This window comes from Collinsella sp. AM43-1, from assembly GCF_003467925.1.
Classification (GTDB): domain Bacteria; phylum Actinomycetota; class Coriobacteriia; order Coriobacteriales; family Coriobacteriaceae; genus Collinsella.
Map to the genome: position 1 here is coordinate 24,692 of NZ_QSFR01000002.1, position 17,504 is coordinate 42,195.

The following is a 17,504-nucleotide window of genomic DNA, read 5'->3' on the forward strand; positions in this document are numbered from 1 at the left end:
CGAGTACCATTTTGGGGCGGACAGGCAATCTGTTCGCCCCTATTTTGTAAGGAGAGCGCATGAAGTACTTTGGCACCGACGGCTTTCGCGGTGAGGCTAACGTTGGGCTGACGGTAGAGCACGCTTATAAGATTGGCCGTTTTGTGGGCTGGTATTACGGCGCCAACCGCGAGCGCAAGGCGCGTGTCATCGTGGGTAAGGACACGCGTCGCTCGAGTTATATGTTCGAGGCGGCGCTGGTGAGTGGCCTGGTCGCGAGCGGTGCGGACGCCTATATGCTGCACGTGATCCCCACGCCGGGCGTAGCGCATCAGACCGTGGAAGGCTGCTTCGATTGCGGCATCATGATCAGCGCGAGCCACAACCCGTTTTGCGATAACGGCATTAAGCTCGTCAATAGCGACGGTTTTAAGATGGACGAGGACGTACTGGAGCTCATCGAGGAGTACGTCGATGGCAAGAGCGAGGTGCCGCTGGCCACGGGCAACCACATCGGCGCCACGGTGGACTATATGCAGGGCCGCAACCGCTACATCGCTTCGCTCATCGCCAGCGCGAACTTTTCGTTGCAGGGCGTCAAGATCGGTATCGACTGCGCCAACGGCTCGGCTTCCTCGGTGGCCAAGCCGGTGTTTGACGCGCTCGGTGCCGACGTGCGCGCGATCAACGCCGCGCCCGATGGCTTTAACATCAACGTCGACTGCGGCTCCACGCATATGGAGCGCCTGCGGCGCCACGTGGTGGAGCAGGGCCTGGACGTGGGCTTTGCCTATGACGGCGATGCCGATCGCTGCTTGGCCGTTGACGAGCGCGGTCGCGTGGTAGACGGCGACCAGATCCTGTACGTGTGTGGCGTGTATCTGAACAAGCACGGTCGCCTTTCGGGCGGTACCGTGGTGCCGACGATCGCCAGCAACTTTGGTCTGGTCAAGTCGCTGGAGCTTGCCGGACTGAGCGCCGTGACCAGCGGCGTGGGCGACCGTCACGTGTATGCCAAGATGCGCGAGGGCGGCTACAGCTTGGGCGGCGAGCAGACGGGCCATACGATCTTTGGCGATATCGAGCGCACGGGCGACGGCATTATGACCTCGCTGCGCGTGATGGAAGTGATTCGTGCCGAGCGCGAGACGTTCTCGCAGCTCACGGCTCCGTGCAAGCTGCTGCCGCAGGCGCAGGTTGCCGTGCGCGTAGCGGATAAGGACGCCGCGCTCGAGAACATGGGCGTGCAGAACGCCATCGCCGAGGCCGAGACTGCGCTGGCAGGCGAGGGCCGCGTGCTCGTGCGCAAGAGCGGAACCGAGTCGGTTATCCGCGTGCTGGCCGAGGCGCCCGACCAAGCATCCGCCGATGCCGCCATGAAGCGCATCGCAAGTGCTTTGGAAGCTCTTTAGTTACGCTGTTTTACCAAACCGCGTAACTGCTCGACGCTGCAAACGGCCCCAAGCGGCAATCTGACATTCAATTTCACCCGGCACTTGGGGACGTTCCTATTGTGCCGGCATGAAAGGAACGTCCCCAAGTACCGGGTCTCTGGCTTAGATGAAAAAGGGGCGCCGCGGAACCAACCCGCGGCGCCCCCTTTGCGTTGGCGTGTCGCCTAAGCTTTACAGCTGATACAGCGTGGTGAACTTGTCCTGCAGGTAGCTGCAGTAGTAGCGGGCGTCAAAGGCCATGCCGCAGGCGCCCTTGATGAGTTCCGGCGCGTCTTTGGCGCGGCCCCACTGCCAAATGTGCTCGCCCAGCCAGGCGCGGACGGGTGTCAGATCGCCGCTCGCACAGGCGCCGTTGAGGTCGACACCGTCGCGGCACATGGCCGGCACAAACATGGCGTCGTAGGCGTTGCCCAGCGCATAGGTGGGGAAGTAGCCAAACGAACCGCCGCTCCAATGCGTATCCTGCAGGCAGCCGTGCGTGTCGTCGGGAACTGGAATGCCCAGGTACTCGTCCATAAAGCGATTCCAAAGCACGGGGATGTCCTTGGCCGTGGCTTCGCCGGCAAACAGCATACGCTCAATCTGGTAACGCACCATAATATGCAGCGGATAGGTGAGCTCGTCGGCCTCGGTGCGGATCAACGACGGCTGCGCGATGTTCACGGCGCGGTAGAGCGTGTCTTCGTCGACGTCGCCGTAGACCTCGGGCGCGTGACGACGCAGCACCTCGAGCAGCGGTCCCATAAAGGCGCGGCTGCGACCAACGGTGTTCTCAAAGAAGCGGCTCTGGCTCTCGTGGATGCCCATGGAGGTGCCGCCCTCCAAGCACGTGCGCGCATAGGCGGGATTGACGCCCAGCTCGTACATGGTGTGCCCGGCCTCGTGGATGATGCTGTAGACGTTGGAGATGCAGTCGTCCTCGTAGATGTGCGTCGCGATGCGCGCATCACCCACGGCAAAGCCCTCGCTAAACGGATGCTCGGTAAAGGCAAGCGTGGTGTCGTCCAGGTCCAGGCCGACAAGCTTCATAAGGTCGAAGCTCATGGCGCGCTGGGCAGCCTCGGGCACGTGGGCGTGCAAAAAGTCGGCAGCCGGCTGCTGGCCGCGCTCGCCGATGGCGTGCACGAGCGGCACGACCGTGGCCTTGACCTCATCGCAAAACGCATCGAAGCTCTTGGCGGAAAGGCCGCGCTCGTACTGGTCGAGCCAAACGTCGTATGGATCGCGCTTGGGGTCCATGAGCTCGGCCTGATGCTTAAGTTGGGCGACGATTCTATCCACATAGGTCTCAAAGCTCGCCCAGTCGTTGGCTGCCTTGGCCTTGTGCCACACGGCGTCCGCCTCGCAGGTGAGCCTGGTCCAGGCCTCGGCTTCTTCGGTGGGGATGGCACTGGCCTCACGTTGATCGCGGCCGAGCACACGGATCTCGTCGAGCAGCTGAGGGTCGTCGATTTTGCCGCCGGCGACGGTCTCGCGCGCCAGCGAGCGCACGAGCTCAACGGACTTCTCGCTGGTCAGCAGCTTGTGATGCTCGCCGGCAAGCGTGCCCATGGCGTCGGCACGCGCTGCTGCGCCGTTGGCAGGAGCAATCGTCGCTCCATCGAACTCGGCAATCTTGAGCAGGTACTCGCGAGTCCACAGCTTGCCTTCGAGCTTGCGGAGCTTCTTGATGCTCTTGCCCGCCTTGGCCTTCTTATCGAGTTTCTTTCCCATACCTATATCCTTGATCTCGCAGGTCGAGCGCCACGGGTGGGCGCGCGGCCAGTTTGCACAGCTACCTGCCTTGTACCCAGCACGAACAAAACGGAACGCGGCGATACGCCCACACAATGTGGTATCCTGTAGCCCAATGCGTTGACGGAGAGGGTTTTGCCCGCCGCGTCGCCGGCAAGAGAGGGAAGGTCATGGGCTGCAAGCCTTCCTGCGGTGGCAAGGGCCAAGCGTTCACTCCCGAGCAGCGACCTCAACGGGCGCGCGGCTAGCGGCGGCGAAGCCCCAGTAGGGAAGCCGTGAGCCTCGCGATAAGGGGCGCAGAGTGGGCACGGCGGGCCAGACATCCGCCGGGTCAAACAAGGTGGTACCGCGGAATTCAACCGTCCTTGGGCAATGCACACGCCCGAGGACGGTTTTTTATTACCGAACCGGGCCGCGTTTTCACAACGCCAGACGGCGGCAGCCGCCTCGGCAAACGGAGAGCGCGAGAGACGAAAGGGAAGACATGAGTCTGATTGATGATCTGGTCAAACTCGAGGAAGAGGCCAAGGAGCTCGTCGCAGGCGCCGACGACGCAGCCAAGCTCGAGGCTGCGCGCGTTGAGCTGCTCGGCCGCAAGGGGCGCATCACCGGCCTGATGCGCATGATGGGCAAGCTCGCCCCCGAGGATCGTCCCGTGATGGGTAAGCGCGCCAACGAGATGCGCCAGCTGATCGAGGGCATGCTCGACGAGCGCAACACCGAGATGAAGGCCGCCGCCCTCAAGCACGCGCTCGAGCACGACGCCGTCGACATCACGCTGCCGGGCATCCGTCCGCAGATCGGTCACCAGCACCTGATCAAGCAGATCATCGAGGAGGCCGAGGACATCTTCTGCGGCATTGGCTATACCGTCGAGTCTGGCCCCATGGTCGATACCTCCTACTACAACTTCACCGCGCTCAACGCCCCCATGGATCACCCGAGCCGCTCGGCCCGCGATACCTTTTACGTGGTCGACAATAACCCCGGCAGCGTCGCGCACCCCGAGGCCCACGCCCACGGCGAGTCCGACGTGCTGCTGCGCACCCAGACCTCGGGCGTGCAGATCCACACCATGGAGTCGCAGAAGCCGCCCATCTACATGATCTGCCCGGGCACCGTCTACCGTCCCGACACGGCCGACGCCTGCCACCTGCCGCAGTTCAACCAGATCGAGGGCCTGGTCGTCGACGAGGGCATCACCTTTGGCGATCTTAAGGGCACGCTCGACTACTTTGTTAAGTGCATGTTTGGCGAGGACCGCAAGACGCGCTATCGCCCGCACTTCTTCCCCTTCACCGAGCCCAGCTGCGAGGTGGACGTGAGCTGCCACGTGTGCGGCGGCAAGGGCTGCAACTTCTGCAAGCACAGCGGCTGGATCGAGATCCTAGGCTGCGGCATGGTCGACCCCAACGTCCTGATCAACTGCGGCATCGACCCCGAGAAGTACACCGGCTTCGCCTTTGGCATTGGCGCCGAGCGCGTCGCGGCCCTGCGCTACGACCTGCCGGACCTCAGAACGCTCATGACGGGCGATATGCGCTTCTTGAACCAATTTTAAGTTGACCTGTCCCGGCGGCTTCCCGAGCCACCGCACCTTGCCTTTCAATCGTCGGTTGCGTACCTAAGTACGCGGCCCTCCTCTTTCAAGGCAATCTGCGGCACCTCGGAAACCCGTCTCCGTAGCTGGAGTTTTTCGTCTGTTTATTGCAGGCGTTACAGATGAAAGGAGACCAGTTAGATGCGCGTTTCTTACGACTGGCTCAAGACCATGATCGATATTCCGGAGGATCCCAAGACCCTTTCGGACGAATATATCCGTACCGGCACCGAGGTCGAGGCGATCGACACCGTGGGCGAGTCCTTCGACCACGTGGTGACCGCCAAGGTGCTCACCAAGACCCCGCACCCCGATAGCGACCACATGTATGTGTGCTCGGTCGACGTGGGTGACAAGAACCTCGATGCCGACGGCAATCCCGCTCCACTGCAGATCGTCTGCGGCGCGCAGAACTTCGAGGCCGGCGACCACATCGTCACGGCCATGATCGGCGCAGTTCTGCCCGGCGACGTCAAGATCAAGAAGAGCAAGCTTCGCGGCGTCGTGTCCATGGGCATGAACTGTTCCGCACGCGAGCTCGGCCTGGGCGGCGACCACTCCGGCATTATGATCCTGCCCGAGGATACGCCCTGCGGCATGTCGTTTGCCGAGTATGTGGGCTCGAGCGACACCGTGCTCGACTGCGAGATCACGCCCAACCGCCCCGACTGCCTGTCCATGATTGGCATGGCCCGCGAGACCGGTGCCATCTTCGACCGCGATTTCCACGTTGAGCTGCCCGTCATCAAGGCGGAGACCGGCCGCGCGACCGACGACGAGCTTTCGGTCGAGATTGCCGACGAGGGCCTGTGCGACCGCTATGTCGCCCGCATCGTGCGCAACGTGAAGGTCGGCCCGTCGCCCGACTGGATGGTCAAGCGCCTTAACGCCCTGGGCGTGCGCCCGCACAACAACATCGTCGACATCACCAACTACGTGATGATGCTCACCGGTCAGCCGCTGCACGCCTTTGACCTGGACACCTTTGCCGAGCGCGATGGCCACCGTCGCGTGGTGGTTCGCGCCGCCCAGCAGGATGAGAAATTCACGACGCTCGATGGCGAAGAGCGCGTGCTCGACGCCGGCATGGGCCTCATCACCGACGGCGAGCGCCCCGTGGCGCTGGCCGGCGTTATGGGCGGCATGGATTCCGAGATCGAGGACGACACCGTCGACGTGATGGTCGAGAGTGCCTGCTTCAATGCCGGTCGCACCTCGCACACCAGCCGCGATCTGTCGCTGATCTCCGACGCCTCCATTCGCTTTGAGCGCCAGGTCGATGAGACCGGCTGCGTGGATGTCGCCAACGTTACCTGCGCGCTCATCGAGGAGATTGCCGGCGGCGAGGTTGCTCCCGGTTATGTCGACGTTTTCCCCGCGCCCAAGACCATCGACAGCATTAAGCTGCGCCTGGCCCGCGTGCACGCCATCTGCGGTGCCGATATCGAGCCCAACTTTATCGAGCGTTCGCTCACCCGTCTGGGCTGCACCGTCGAGCGCGACGGCGAGGACTTTATGGTTACCCCGCCGAGCTTCCGCCCCGACCTACCGCGCGAGATTGACCTGATCGAGGAGGTCCTGCGCCTATGGGGCATGGGCCGCGTGACGGCGACCATCCCGGCTGCCAAGAACCACATCGGCGGCCTGACCCGTGAGCAAAAGCTCACCCGCAAGGTCGGCGAGATCCTGCGCGCCTGCGGCCTCAACGAGACCACGACCTTTGGCTTTGCCGCCCCGGGCGACCTGGAGAAGATCGGCATGTCCACCGAAGGCCGCGGCTGCCCCGTGGTGCTCATGAACCCGCTGGTGGCCGAGCAGACCGAGATGCGTCGTTCGCTGCTGCCGGGCCTGCTGCAGTCCGTGGCCTACAACGAGGCGCACGGTACGCCCAACGTGCACCTGTACGAGGTCGGCAGCCTGTTCCACGGTCGCGAGAACGCCAGCCTGCCCAAGGAGACCAAGTCCGTGGCGGGTGTGCTCTCGGGCCAGTGGAGCGAGCAGTCCTGGAACATGAAGTACCGTAAGCTGCGCTTCTTCTTTGGCAAGGGCATTGTCGAGGAGCTGCTCGCCCAGCTGCGCATCGAGAAGGTTCGCTTCCGTCCCGTCGAGGGCGAGGGCTACGCTTTCTTGCAGCCGGGTCGTGCGGCCGAGGTTCTGTCCGGCGGAACCGTGCTGGGCTGGGTCGGCGAGATTCACCCCGAGGCGCGCGAGGCGATGGGCATCGATGAGGTCGTCGTTGCCTTTGAGCTCGATCTGGACAAGCTGATCAAGGGCGCCCGCAACCAGGAGAACTATCGCGAGTTCTCGCAGTACCCGGCCGTTGAGCACGACCTTGCCATTGTGGTTGACAACTCCGTGACCTGTGAGGATCTTGAGCGCCGCATTGCGAGCGCCGGCGGTAAGTTGCTCGAGGGCGTGCGCCTGTTCGACGTCTACCGCGATCCCATCCGCATCGGAGCGGGCAAAAAGTCCATGGCCTTTGCGCTTACGTATCGCTCCGACGACCACACGCTTACCAGCGAAGAGGTCGAGAAAGCGCACCAGAAGATTGTCACCAAGGTATGCAAAGGCGTAAACGGCGAGGTCCGCGGCTAGGGCTTGCGATGGGGGGCGTAGGGCCTGATGGCGGTTGCTGCGGAGCTCTGCGCGACCGCGGTGTTCGGAATAAGGCATCGCTGACCCTGCATATATGACACGCGCATTACAAAACGGCGTGCTGCTTTTGTGGCGGCGCGCCGTTTTGCTATCATAGCCTGCGGCGTGTTACGAATCATCTAGCTCGTAACACTGATGAAATGGTTCAAGCGGCGCTGCAATCCCATGTGCCGGCAACCGGGAGGCGTATATGCACATTCCAGATAACTACCTGTCCCCGCAGACCGATGCCGTTATGGCGGTGGCGATGGTGCCCGTATGGGTTCACTGCATCAAGAAAGTGCGCGCCACGCTCGATCGCGAGCATATGGCCTTTCTGGGTATTTGCGCTGCGTTCTCCTTTTTGCTCATGATGTTCAACGTGCCGCTGCCCGGCGGCACCACTGGTCACGCCGTCGGCGGCGCGCTCATCGCGCTGCTGCTGGGCCCCGAGGCCGCGGCCATCGCGGTTTCGGTCGCGCTGGCGTTGCAGGCGCTGCTGTTTGGCGACGGCGGTATCCTGTCCTTTGGCGCCAACTGCTTTAACATGGCCTTCGTGCTGCCGTTTGCCGCTGCTATCGTGTTCCGTGCGCTCAACAGCCGTTTGCACGACAAGAGCTGGGGCACCTCGGTTTCGGCCATCGTAAGCGGCTGGGTCGGCCTGTGCCTGGCGGCCCTGTGCGCGGCGGTCGAGTTTGGTATTCAGCCCATGCTCTTTACTAACGCTTCGGGCGCGCCGCTGTACTGCCCCTTCCCGCTGTCCATTGCCATTCCGGCCATGATGATTCCGCATATGTTGGTTGCCGGCGTGGTCGAGGGCGTGGCGACTGCCGCGATCTACGGCTTTATCAAGAAGACGGCGCCGAGCGTTATCGTCGGGCCCGAGGCCGTCGATGGCCAGCTTGCTGCCGAGGGCACAACCGCCAAGAAGACCTCGCTGGTCCCCACGCTCATCCTGGTCGCCGTGCTTGTCGTGGCTACGCCGCTCGGCTTGCTTGCCACCGGTGACGCCTGGGGTGAGTGGGACGCCGAGGGCGCCGCGATCGCCGTTCAGGAGGCTGGTGACGACAGTCTGCAGGCTTCGGTCGGTCTCGACACTCCGACCTTTGCCGATGCCCTGCCCACGGGCGATTATCTGCAGGCCTATTCCGAGGAGCAGGGCCTTGGCTTTGCCGGCCAGGCCGCGATGTATATTCTTTCGGGCGTGATTGGCGTGGCGGTGCTCACCATCGCATTCCGCCTGGTCTCGCTGACGGTCAAGGAAAGCGGTGCTCATGGCAATAGCCGGGCTGCCTAGTTGGCTTGCGGCCGAGGAGCGATACGAGCCCGCGGGGGCTCGGCATCGTGTGATGCAAAAGAACGTCCTGCACCTGGCGAGCCTGCTTGAGCGGGTTCGCCTGGGTGGAGGCGCGAACAAGGGCGGGTCGATGGTCGACCGCGCCCTTTCTTGCGTTTCGGCTCCGGTGCGCCTGTTAGGGATGTTCGTTTGCGTCCTGTGCGTGTGTCTGACGCAAAGCCCGCTGTACCTGATGTTGATGGCGGCGATCGCGTTGGTGCTCGTTGCCGTGCGCCCCGTACGCGGGCTGCGCGCTACCTTTGTGCCGGCGTTGGCTGCCGCGGGGTTTGCCGTGGTTCTGGCGCTGCCTGCCCTGCTGCTGGGTGCTTCTGCCTCGGGCGCCATGCTCAAGATTGCACTCAAGACGTTCATTAACGTGTCGCTGGTGCTGGGTGTTTCGTGGACGCTCACCTGGAGCCGCATGTCGGCGGCGCTTAAGATGCTGCACCTGCCCGACGAGGTCATCTTTACTTTCGATATGGCGCTCAAGCATATCGAGGTGCTGGGACGCACAGCGCACGATCTGTGCGAATCGGTCATGCTGCGCAGCGTCGGTTCCGCGCCTGCGGGTTTTTCGCGCACCGACTCGCTGGCGGGTATCATGGGCATGACGTTTATCAAGGCGATGGAGTGCAGTCGCGCGATGGACGAGGCTATGCTTTGCCGCGGCTTTGCCGGCGTGTACCCGGCGCCTGCACGCGCCGGGTTTGGCTGGCGCGATGCGGTCTATGCGGCCGGCGTGGTTCTGCTCGCCGTGTTGTGCGCGGTGCTGTAGGCGCTGCTGGTTCCGGCTGGGGATGCAACTAGGGAAGGGCGACGTTTTGACGATCGATATGAATAGTGCGGCGGGCACGAACGGTGCGGGCGGCGCCGAGGCCACGCCGCTCATCGAGCTGCGCGACGTGGTGTTCTCCTATGCGGGCCATACGGTTGTCGATGGTGTGTCGCTGCAGGTCGATCGTGGTGAACTCGTTGCCCTGCTCGGTCCCAACGGCTGCGGTAAGACGACGATTATGCGCCTTATTAACGGCCTTGAACTCGCGGACGCAGGGGCATACCTGTTTGACGGGCACGCGATCGACGCGGCGTTTCTAAAGGATTCCGCGGCCGCTCAGCGTTTTCATCAGCGCGTAGGTTTTGTGTTTCAAAATGCCGACGCCCAGCTGTTCTGCGCTACGGTGGGCGAGGAAGTTGCTTTTGGTCCCGCGCAGATGGGGCTGCCGGCAGACGAGCTCGAGCGCCGCGTGCGCGATGCCATGGAGCTGTTCCAGGTTGCCGATCTGGTCGATGCCTCGCCCTATCAGCTCTCGGGCGGGCAAAAGAAGCGCGTGGCGCTGGCTGCCGTCGTGTCGATGAACCCCGATATCCTGGTGCTCGACGAGCCTACCAACGGACTTGACGAGGACTCGTGCGACATCGTGGTCAACTTTCTACTGGCCTATGTTGCTGCCGGTAAGACGGTCTTGATGAGCACGCACCATCAGGATTTGGTACGACGCCTGGGTGCCCGCGCCATCTATATCGATCGATATCACCATGTGGTCGAGGCGCCGGTGTCTTCGTATGGAACCGAGAGCGGCGCTGCGGAATAGTTGCTGCGTAGAGCGTGCGTAGCGGCCCGCGCGGCTTTGCCGTGATGGTATAGTTATCCAGGTTTTTATGGGGGTGGCTATGCCAAGCTGGAACATTCATATCGCTCAGACGGAGCGTTTGCTGGAGTGCACCGGCGCGCTTGCCAATAGCGTGCGCGACCGCAATGCCTTTTTGTTTGGCTGCGTGGTTCCGGATATCTTCGTGGGCTATATGGTCCCTGGTATCGCTGATCCCATTCCGTATCGCATTACGCACTTTGCCAAGCCCGAGCCTATCCCTAAGCCTCGTGAGCATGAGTTCTGGGATACCTATGTGGCACCGTTGCTTAAAAGTTCGCCCACCGGTGCGCCGGCCGCGGCGACCTCGATTATCGAGGAACGCGAGCGACTGAATCGCGTGCACTATCCCCAGCGCTACAGGGATGCCGAGCCGGTTGTCGGTCCCGGCGCCTGTGAGTTCTCGCTTGCGTCCGAAGATGTGGCGCAGTCGTTGCTCGATTTAACGCTGGGCGTCTGGTCGCATCTGGTGGCCGATACCGTATGGAATACGCGCGTGAATCAGTACCTGGAGGCGCACGGCGGCAAGCTGTGCGAGGAATTCCGCATTAAAAAGCAAGGTGACTTTGACTGGTTTGGTAAGACGCTCGGCATTGTTTCCATCCCGCGTGCGACCGATCGTCTGTATACTGCGGCGATGCGTTTTGGGCAGTATCCCATCCATAAGGAGTATGTGCTCAAGACCATCGGCGTTATGCACGAGATTGTGCGCGAAAACCCCGGTGAGCCCGATCATCCGCCATACCGCCTGCTAACTGAGGAGTTTTTCGATGCAACGTTTACCGAGGTCATCGAGCTGACCGAGGTGGGCTTTGCGACTCGCGTTGCCGCTTCTGACGTCCCCGCAGTCCCTCTGATCACTAGCTGCTAGCTGGCCGGCTTGACGGCGAACAGCTCATCCCAATCGACCAATAGCTCCCGCCGCAGGGCATCTTCGGTGGTGCGTTCCTGATCGGTCTTTGGGATGTAGGGGAGCCCTGCCTTTTTATGGATGAGTTCGGCGATGTTGTTAAAGCTCTTCGTGTCTTTGATTTGCTCATAGGTTATCTGGATAACGTCATAGCCCATGCTTGTGAGGGCGGTGGTGCGCTCGGCATCGGAGAGACTTGCGGCTTCGCCATCGTGGGCGGAGCGGCCTTGGCATTCCAGGATGACGCCCATGCTGTCGGTGTTGCTCTCGATGAGGATATCGGCGTAGCAGCAGGTTTTGTCATACAGTGAGCGCGCGGCGTCGCTGAGTGGGATGCGCACGTTGTTTGCGATGTTGATACCCATGCCGCCCTCGTTGCGGGGGAGCGAGACAAGTATGGAGGTCTGTACTTCGAAGGGCGAGGCGGTCTGCCCCGTCATGTGCTCGGCCGCCCAGCGCAGTTGTTTAACGCCGCGCAGGCCTGCAGCCTGCTTGGCGAACGCGGCGATATCCGCCGCGCTGAGGAGCGGCGGGCGCTTCCACAAATTGGTGTCATTGCCCTTGGTGTCGACAACACGCTCCCAACCGCAGTTGGGTGGAATGAGCTTAAGCGAAATGGCTTCATCGAGTTGTTGTTGCGTTCGCTCGCAGGGCGTAAACACTGCAAAGGAGCCGCACATCTCGTAGCAAGCCATGAGTAACTGGTTGCGTGAGACCTGCGTGGCAAGGCTGAGCAACGTAAACTCGGGCGACGTGACATCAAATCCATGTTCAGTTTGCCTAAACGACCCGGGAGGCGGCTCTTGGGTCAGGAGGTGCGATTTAAACAGGCTTCGCGACCCGGATTGTACTCGAGTGAATACAAGCCTGTGAAGCGGTGCGTGAAGCAGGTCTTTTACAACTGCATGACTTCCGAGGCCGCAACATCTGCGATCCATATTGCCAAGGCTAATGGCGGGGTAAAGCCCTAATACCTGCGGCGGGATACGGTGATAGTAAAAAGCGGATTGACCGCATAGCGTCAGGTCCATGATATCCTCCTGGTCGAAATGTGCTTTTGGACCGTGCGATGCCAGCGTCAATTCGGAAGTATGCGGCAAAATCTGAACCCTGTGAGCAGACCTGGCTTTTGAGGCCAGTTTATCAGGCATTTTGTTGCGAAAAAACGGGGTGTGCTCGGAGGTCTCAGAATTTGCCGCATACTTCCGAAAACGCGGTCGATCTGGCTCTTGCTAAAACGATTTAGCAGCGTCGGGTAGGGTGTGGTTTCGCCATCGGGCGAACACTTTTAGCGCTTGGGACTTTATTTTTGGGCCTCGAAAGGTGGATTTCGCGCTTTTGGTAAAGAAATGGGTGCGTGTTTTGCCGTGTGCCGGCATTGACACAGAAAAAGGGCCCGGAAGGCAATGCCTTCCGGGCCCTTTGCAATGCAAATCTGCTTGCAAGTACGATTTAGCGGACCTGAGCGACGTAAGCGACGTTGGTCGAGGAGACCTTGTCCTCGAGCTGGACGCTCATGCGGGGATCGCCGGCGGTAGCGACGGTCAAATCGCCAGCCTCGACGTAGCCGAGCTCCTTAGCGGTCTCGATCGCCTTGACGATCGTGCCGTTGACGGTGCCCTGGGTAATCTCGGCCTGGTGCGGGATAACGCCCCAGTACATGATCATCTGCTGGACGGCCCACTCGTGGCGGGAGAACGCGCAGATCGGCATGTTGGGACGGAAGTGCGAGATCAGGCGTGCGGTACGACCGGTTGTCGTCGGCACGGTGATGCACTTGGCGCCAACGGTGGTGGCCATGTTCACAGCGGACATACCCACAACGTTGTTGACGACGCGGGTGCCGTGAGCGTCGGCCGGAACCTCGAGCGGAGCGTGGGCCGGGAGGTACTTCTCGGTCTCGAGAGCAATGCTGGCCTGCATCTTAACGGCCTCGACCGGGTACTTACCGGCAGCGGACTCGCCAGAGAGCATAACGGCGTCGGTGCCGTCGTAGATGGCGTTAGCAACGTCGGCAACCTCGGCGCGCGTCGGGCGCGGGTTCTGCTGCATGGAGTCGAGCATCTGCGTAGCGGTGATAACGGGCTTGTAGGCCGCGTTGCACTTGGCGATGATCTCCTTCTGGATGTGCGGAACGAGCTCGGGCTTGATCTCGATACCCAGGTCGCCACGGGCGACCATGATGCCGTCGGAAGCCTCGAGGATCTCGTCGAAGTTCTCGACGCCCAGGGCGCACTCGATCTTCGGGAAGATCGTCACGTGCTCGCCGCCGTTCTCGCGGCAAAGCTTGCGGATGCCACGGACGGACTCGCCGTCACGGATGAAGGAAGCGGCGATGTAGTCGATGTTCTCGGTCAGGCCAAAGAGGATGTCCTGACGATCGCGCTCGGTGATGGCGGGCAGCGAGATGTTGACGTTGGGCATGTTGACGCCCTTGCGCTCGCCGATCAGGCCGTCGTTCTTAACGACACAGGTCATGTCCTGGCCACTGACGGACTCGACCTCGAGGGCAACCAGGCCGTCATCGATCAGGATGAGGGAGCCCTTCTCGACCTCGGAAGGCAGAGCCAGGTAGTCGAGGGAGATGTGCTCAGCGGTGCCGTGGAAATCCTCGGACGTGGGCTGAGCGGTGACGACGATCTTATCGCCGGTCTTGACGGCAACCTTCTTGCCGTCGACCAGAAGGCCGGTGCGGACCTCGGGGCCCTTGGTGTCGAGCAGGATGCCGACGGGCAGACCGAGCTCCTTGGAAATACGGCGGACGCGCTCGATGCGACCGTGGTGCTCGTCGTAGGAGCCGTGCGAGAAGTTAAAACGGGCGACGTTCATGCCCGCCTTGATCATCTCGCGGATGGTCTCGTCGCTATCGCAGGCGGGACCCATGGTGCATACAATCTTAGTGCGCTTGTACATTCAGACCTCCATCTGACATCGTCTTGCGCTGATAGATAAACCATAAGAAATAAAACCGTGTTGATTATAACGAAATGCTGACCGAATACCCCATAAAATCGACCGTATGCCGAATTAGAAGTTCATTTTTTGCGGGATAAACGGTATATGAGAAAATTTACCAACCGCTCTAACCGCTGCTATCTGGGCGATATGTCAGTTTGGCGATGTGCCGAAGAAAAAACGTTTTACCAATGTTGAGCATCACACGGTCTGCACCGTTGCGTGCGGACCATATTTCCAAACCGATTGTTTTGGCTAGACGCGTCGCTTTGGGGTACCATAGCTCCACTATCAACTGCCGCTCAGCACGGCAGCCTTGATGAGCCCTTGCCCTTCTCCTGGGAATTATGATCGGGCATCAATCTGCTGAGTGGCCCGAATCCCAGGAGGGGACTCTATATGCAAAAGGAATACCTGTCCGCCGCGGCGGAGGTGCTCAGCGACCAAGGTGTCGATGAGAACCTCGGCCTGAGCAACGACGAGGCGTCTTCGCGCCTCGCCAAGACAGGCCCTAACAAGCTCGAGGAAGCTGAGAAGACGCCGCTGTGGAAGCGTTTCTTTGAGCAGATGGCCGACCCCATGGTCATCATGCTGATCGTTGCCGCCGTCATCAGTGCGCTCACGGGCATGGTCAAGGGCGAGCCCGACTTTGCCGATGTTGCCATCATCATGTTCGTCGTTATCGTCAACTCGGTGCTGGGCGTGGTCCAGGAAGCCAAGAGCGAGGAGGCCCTCGAGGCCCTGCAGGAGATGAGTGCGGCGCAGTCCAAGGTGCTGCGCGACGGCAAGCTCGTGCACCTGCCGAGCGCCGAGCTCGTGCCCGGCGACGTGATCATGCTCGAGGCGGGCGACTCCGTTCCGGCCGACTGCCGCGTGCTCGAGAGCGCCACGATGAAGATCGAAGAGGCCGCGCTCACCGGCGAGTCCGTGCCCGTCGAGAAGCATGCCAACGTGATCGAGCTCGCCGCCGGCACCGACGACGTGCCGCTCGGCGACCGTAAGAACATGTGCTATATGGGCTCCACCGTCGTGTACGGCCGTGGTCGCGCCGTCGTGGTCGGCACCGGCATGAACACCGAGATGGGCAAGATCGCCGGCGCCCTGGCCGAGGCCAAGGAAGAGCTCACGCCGCTGCAGGTGAAGCTCGCCGAGCTCAGCCGCATCCTCACCATCATGGTGATCGTCATCTGCGTCGTCATCTTTGGCGTTGACATCCTCCGCCACGGCGTGGGCAACGTCCTTACCGATCCGACTGCCCTGCTCGACACCTTTATGGTTGCCGTCTCGCTCGCCGTCGCCGCCATCCCCGAGGGCCTTGTTGCCGTCGTGACCATCGTCCTTTCGCTTGGCGTGACCAAGATGGCCAAGCGCCAGGCGATTATCCGCAAGCTCTCTGCTGTCGAGACCCTTGGCTGCACACAGACCATCTGCTCCGACAAGACCGGTACCCTTACCCAGAACAAGATGACCGTCGTCAAGCACGAGCTCGCTGCGCCCAAGGAGAAGTTCCTGGCCGGCATGGCGCTGTGCTCCGATGCTCAGTGGGACGAGGAGCTGGGCGAGGCCGTGGGCGAGCCGACCGAGTGCGCGCTCGTCAACGACGCCGGCAAGGCTGGCCTCACCGGCCTGACTGCCGAGCATCCGCGCGTGGGCGAGGCCCCGTTCGACTCGGGCCGCAAGATGATGTCCGTGATCGTCGAGACCTTGGATGGCGAGTACGAGCAGTACACCAAGGGCGCGCCCGACGTGGTGATCGGCCTGTGCACCCATATCTACGAGGGCGAAAAGGTCGTCCCGCTGACCGAGGAGCGTCGCGCCGAGCTCGTGGCCGCCAACAAGGCCATGGCCGACGAGGCTCTGCGCGTGCTGGCGCTGGCAAGCCGCACCTACACCGAGGTCCCGAGCGACTGCAGCCCCGCTGCGCTCGAGCACGACCTGGTCTTCTGCGGCCTGTCCGGCATGATCGACCCGGTCCGCCCCGAGGTCGCCGAAGCCATCCGCGAGGCCCACGACGCTGGCATTCGCACCGTCATGATCACGGGCGACCACATCGACACCGCCGTGGCCATCGCCAAGCAGCTGGGCATCGTCACCGATCGCAGCCATGCCATCACCGGTGCCGACCTCGATCGCATGAGCGACGAGGAACTCGACGCGCACATCGAGGACTACGGCGTGTACGCCCGCGTCCAGCCCGAGCACAAGACACGCATCGTCGAGGCTTGGAAGTCGCGCGACCAGATCGTGGCCATGACGGGCGACGGCGTCAACGACGCCCCGTCCATCAAGCGCGCCGACATCGGCGTTGGCATGGGCATCACCGGTACCGATGTCACCAAGAACGTCGCCGACATGGTGCTTGCCGACGACAATTTCGCCACCATCATCGGTGCCTGCGAAGAGGGCCGTCGCATCTACGACAACATCCGCAAGGTCATCCAGTTCCTGCTTTCGGCCAACCTTGCCGAGGTCTTCTCGGTGTTTATCGCCACGCTCATCGGCTTTACCATCTTCCAGCCGGTGCAGCTGCTGTGGGTGAACCTGGTTACCGACTGCTTCCCTGCGCTCGCGCTGGGCATGGAGGACGCCGAGGGCGACATCATGAAGCGCAAGCCGCGCAACGCCAAGGATGGTGTCTTTGCCGGACATATGGGTCTGGACTGCGTGGTCCAGGGCCTAATCATCACCGTGCTGGTGCTGGCGAGCTTCTTTGTGGGCGTGTACTTTGACATGGGCTACATCCACATCGCCGATATGATCGCCGGCAATGCCGACGAGGAAGGCGTGATGATGGCGTTCATCACGCTCAACATGGTCGAGATTTTCCACTGCTTCAATATGCGCAGCCGTCGTGCGTCGCTGTTCACCATGAAGAAGCAGAACAAGTGGCTGTGGGCTTCCGCCGCTCTGGCACTGGTGCTGACGGTGATCGTGACCGTGCAGCCGACGCTTGCCGAGATGTTCTTTGGCCCTGTGACGCTTGAGCTCAAGGGCGTTCTTGCCGCGCTGGGCCTGGCCTTCCTGATCATCCCGTTGATGGAGATCTACAAGGCGATCATGCGCGCGGTGGAGAAAGAGTAACGTACCTGTCCGGGCCCGCCCGCCTGCGGGGTTTCTTCTTCGCTGGTCCTCGCGCTTCGCGCTGCGGGATCACTCAGAAGAAACCCCTCCCGGCGGGCGGGCCTTCGGATAACCTCTCGGGACCGTAAGCTGAGGGAAAGTGTGTGAGTCGGTCGGGGCCGGGGATGGCGAG

At 61.9% G+C, this 17,504-nt stretch carries 11 protein-coding genes; 8 read left to right on the forward strand and 3 right to left on the reverse strand.

All coding sequences use genetic code 11. From position 1 onward, the window contains the following. Positions 1-59: 59 nt before the first annotated feature. Positions 60-1,391 carry a phosphoglucosamine mutase gene (glmM, locus tag DW925_RS01120; RefSeq protein ID WP_117790186.1) on the forward strand — a complete coding sequence of 444 codons (1,332 nt, stop codon included), beginning with the start codon at positions 60-62 and terminating at the stop codon, positions 1,389-1,391. A 213-nt stretch (positions 1,392-1,604) separates the two neighbouring features. Here glmM and DW925_RS01125 read toward each other — a convergent pair whose 3' ends face one another. After that, a complete protein-coding gene (locus DW925_RS01125) occupies positions 1,605-3,146 on the reverse strand; it encodes a carboxypeptidase M32 (protein WP_117790187.1) in 1,542 nt (513 codons plus the stop codon). A 505-nt stretch (positions 3,147-3,651) separates the two neighbouring features. Here DW925_RS01125 and pheS point away from each other — a divergent pair. From pheS to DW925_RS01155, 6 genes are all read left to right on the forward strand, one after another. Continuing rightward, positions 3,652-4,728, forward strand: a complete 1,077-nt coding sequence (gene pheS / locus DW925_RS01130) for a phenylalanine--tRNA ligase subunit alpha (RefSeq protein WP_117786092.1) — start codon at positions 3,652-3,654, stop codon at positions 4,726-4,728. A 180-nt stretch (positions 4,729-4,908) separates the two neighbouring features. Further along, positions 4,909-7,362, forward strand: coding sequence for a phenylalanine--tRNA ligase subunit beta (gene pheT / locus DW925_RS01135; protein WP_117790188.1), 2,454 nt, complete (start codon positions 4,909-4,911; stop codon positions 7,360-7,362). Between the two features lie 250 nt (positions 7,363-7,612). Then, positions 7,613-8,698: a cobalt transporter CbiM gene (gene cbiM, locus DW925_RS01140; protein WP_117790189.1), complete on the forward strand. Its 1,086-nt coding sequence runs from the start codon at positions 7,613-7,615 to the stop codon at positions 8,696-8,698. Positions 8,699-8,750: 52 nt separating this feature from the next. Beyond that, positions 8,751-9,512, forward strand: coding sequence for an energy-coupling factor transporter transmembrane protein EcfT (locus DW925_RS01145; protein WP_158551984.1), 762 nt, complete (start codon positions 8,751-8,753; stop codon positions 9,510-9,512). 46 nt (positions 9,513-9,558) lie between these two features. Next, on the forward strand, positions 9,559-10,329 hold the full coding sequence (locus DW925_RS01150; protein ID WP_233509116.1) for an energy-coupling factor ABC transporter ATP-binding protein: 771 nt from the start codon (positions 9,559-9,561) through the stop codon (positions 10,327-10,329). Positions 10,330-10,408: 79 nt separating this feature from the next. After that, a complete protein-coding gene (locus DW925_RS01155; RefSeq protein ID WP_117790190.1) occupies positions 10,409-11,257 on the forward strand; it encodes a hypothetical protein in 849 nt (282 codons plus the stop codon). On the opposite strand, the gene DW925_RS01160 is transcribed toward DW925_RS01155, so the two are convergent. Both DW925_RS01160 and pyk read right to left on the reverse strand, forming a co-directional pair. After that, complete coding sequence (locus DW925_RS01160) at positions 11,254-12,327, reverse strand: hypothetical protein (RefSeq protein WP_124785840.1); 1,074 nt, start codon at positions 12,325-12,327, stop codon at positions 11,254-11,256. The two genes, DW925_RS01155 and DW925_RS01160, sit on opposite strands and share 4 nt — an antisense overlap. 421 nt (positions 12,328-12,748) lie before the next feature. Then, a complete protein-coding gene (gene pyk / locus DW925_RS01165; protein ID WP_117637393.1) occupies positions 12,749-14,209 on the reverse strand; it encodes a pyruvate kinase in 1,461 nt (486 codons plus the stop codon). 441 nt (positions 14,210-14,650) lie between these two features. Between pyk and DW925_RS01170 the strand changes: the two genes are divergently transcribed. Continuing rightward, a complete protein-coding gene (locus DW925_RS01170; protein ID WP_117637392.1) occupies positions 14,651-17,332 on the forward strand; it encodes a cation-translocating P-type ATPase in 2,682 nt (893 codons plus the stop codon). The last annotated feature ends 172 nt before the right edge of the window (positions 17,333-17,504 follow it).

Coding starts and splice junctions, on each gene's coding strand:
- pyk (WP_117637393.1), bottom strand. CDS start 14,209: ATGTACAAGCGCACTAAGATTGTATGCACCATGGGTCCCGCCTGCGAT.
- DW925_RS01170 (WP_117637392.1), top strand. CDS start 14,651: ATGCAAAAGGAATACCTGTCCGCCGCGGCGGAGGTGCTCAGCGACCAA.
- cbiM (WP_117790189.1), top strand. CDS start 7,613: ATGCACATTCCAGATAACTACCTGTCCCCGCAGACCGATGCCGTTATG.
- DW925_RS01145 (WP_158551984.1), top strand. CDS start 8,751: ATGCAAAAGAACGTCCTGCACCTGGCGAGCCTGCTTGAGCGGGTTCGC.
- pheT (WP_117790188.1), top strand. CDS start 4,909: ATGCGCGTTTCTTACGACTGGCTCAAGACCATGATCGATATTCCGGAG.
- DW925_RS01125 (WP_117790187.1), bottom strand. CDS start 3,146: ATGGGAAAGAAACTCGATAAGAAGGCCAAGGCGGGCAAGAGCATCAAG.
- DW925_RS01155 (WP_117790190.1), top strand. CDS start 10,409: ATGCCAAGCTGGAACATTCATATCGCTCAGACGGAGCGTTTGCTGGAG.
- DW925_RS01160 (WP_124785840.1), bottom strand. CDS start 12,327: ATGGACCTGACGCTATGCGGTCAATCCGCTTTTTACTATCACCGTATC.
- glmM (WP_117790186.1), top strand. CDS start 60: ATGAAGTACTTTGGCACCGACGGCTTTCGCGGTGAGGCTAACGTTGGG.
- pheS (WP_117786092.1), top strand. CDS start 3,652: ATGAGTCTGATTGATGATCTGGTCAAACTCGAGGAAGAGGCCAAGGAG.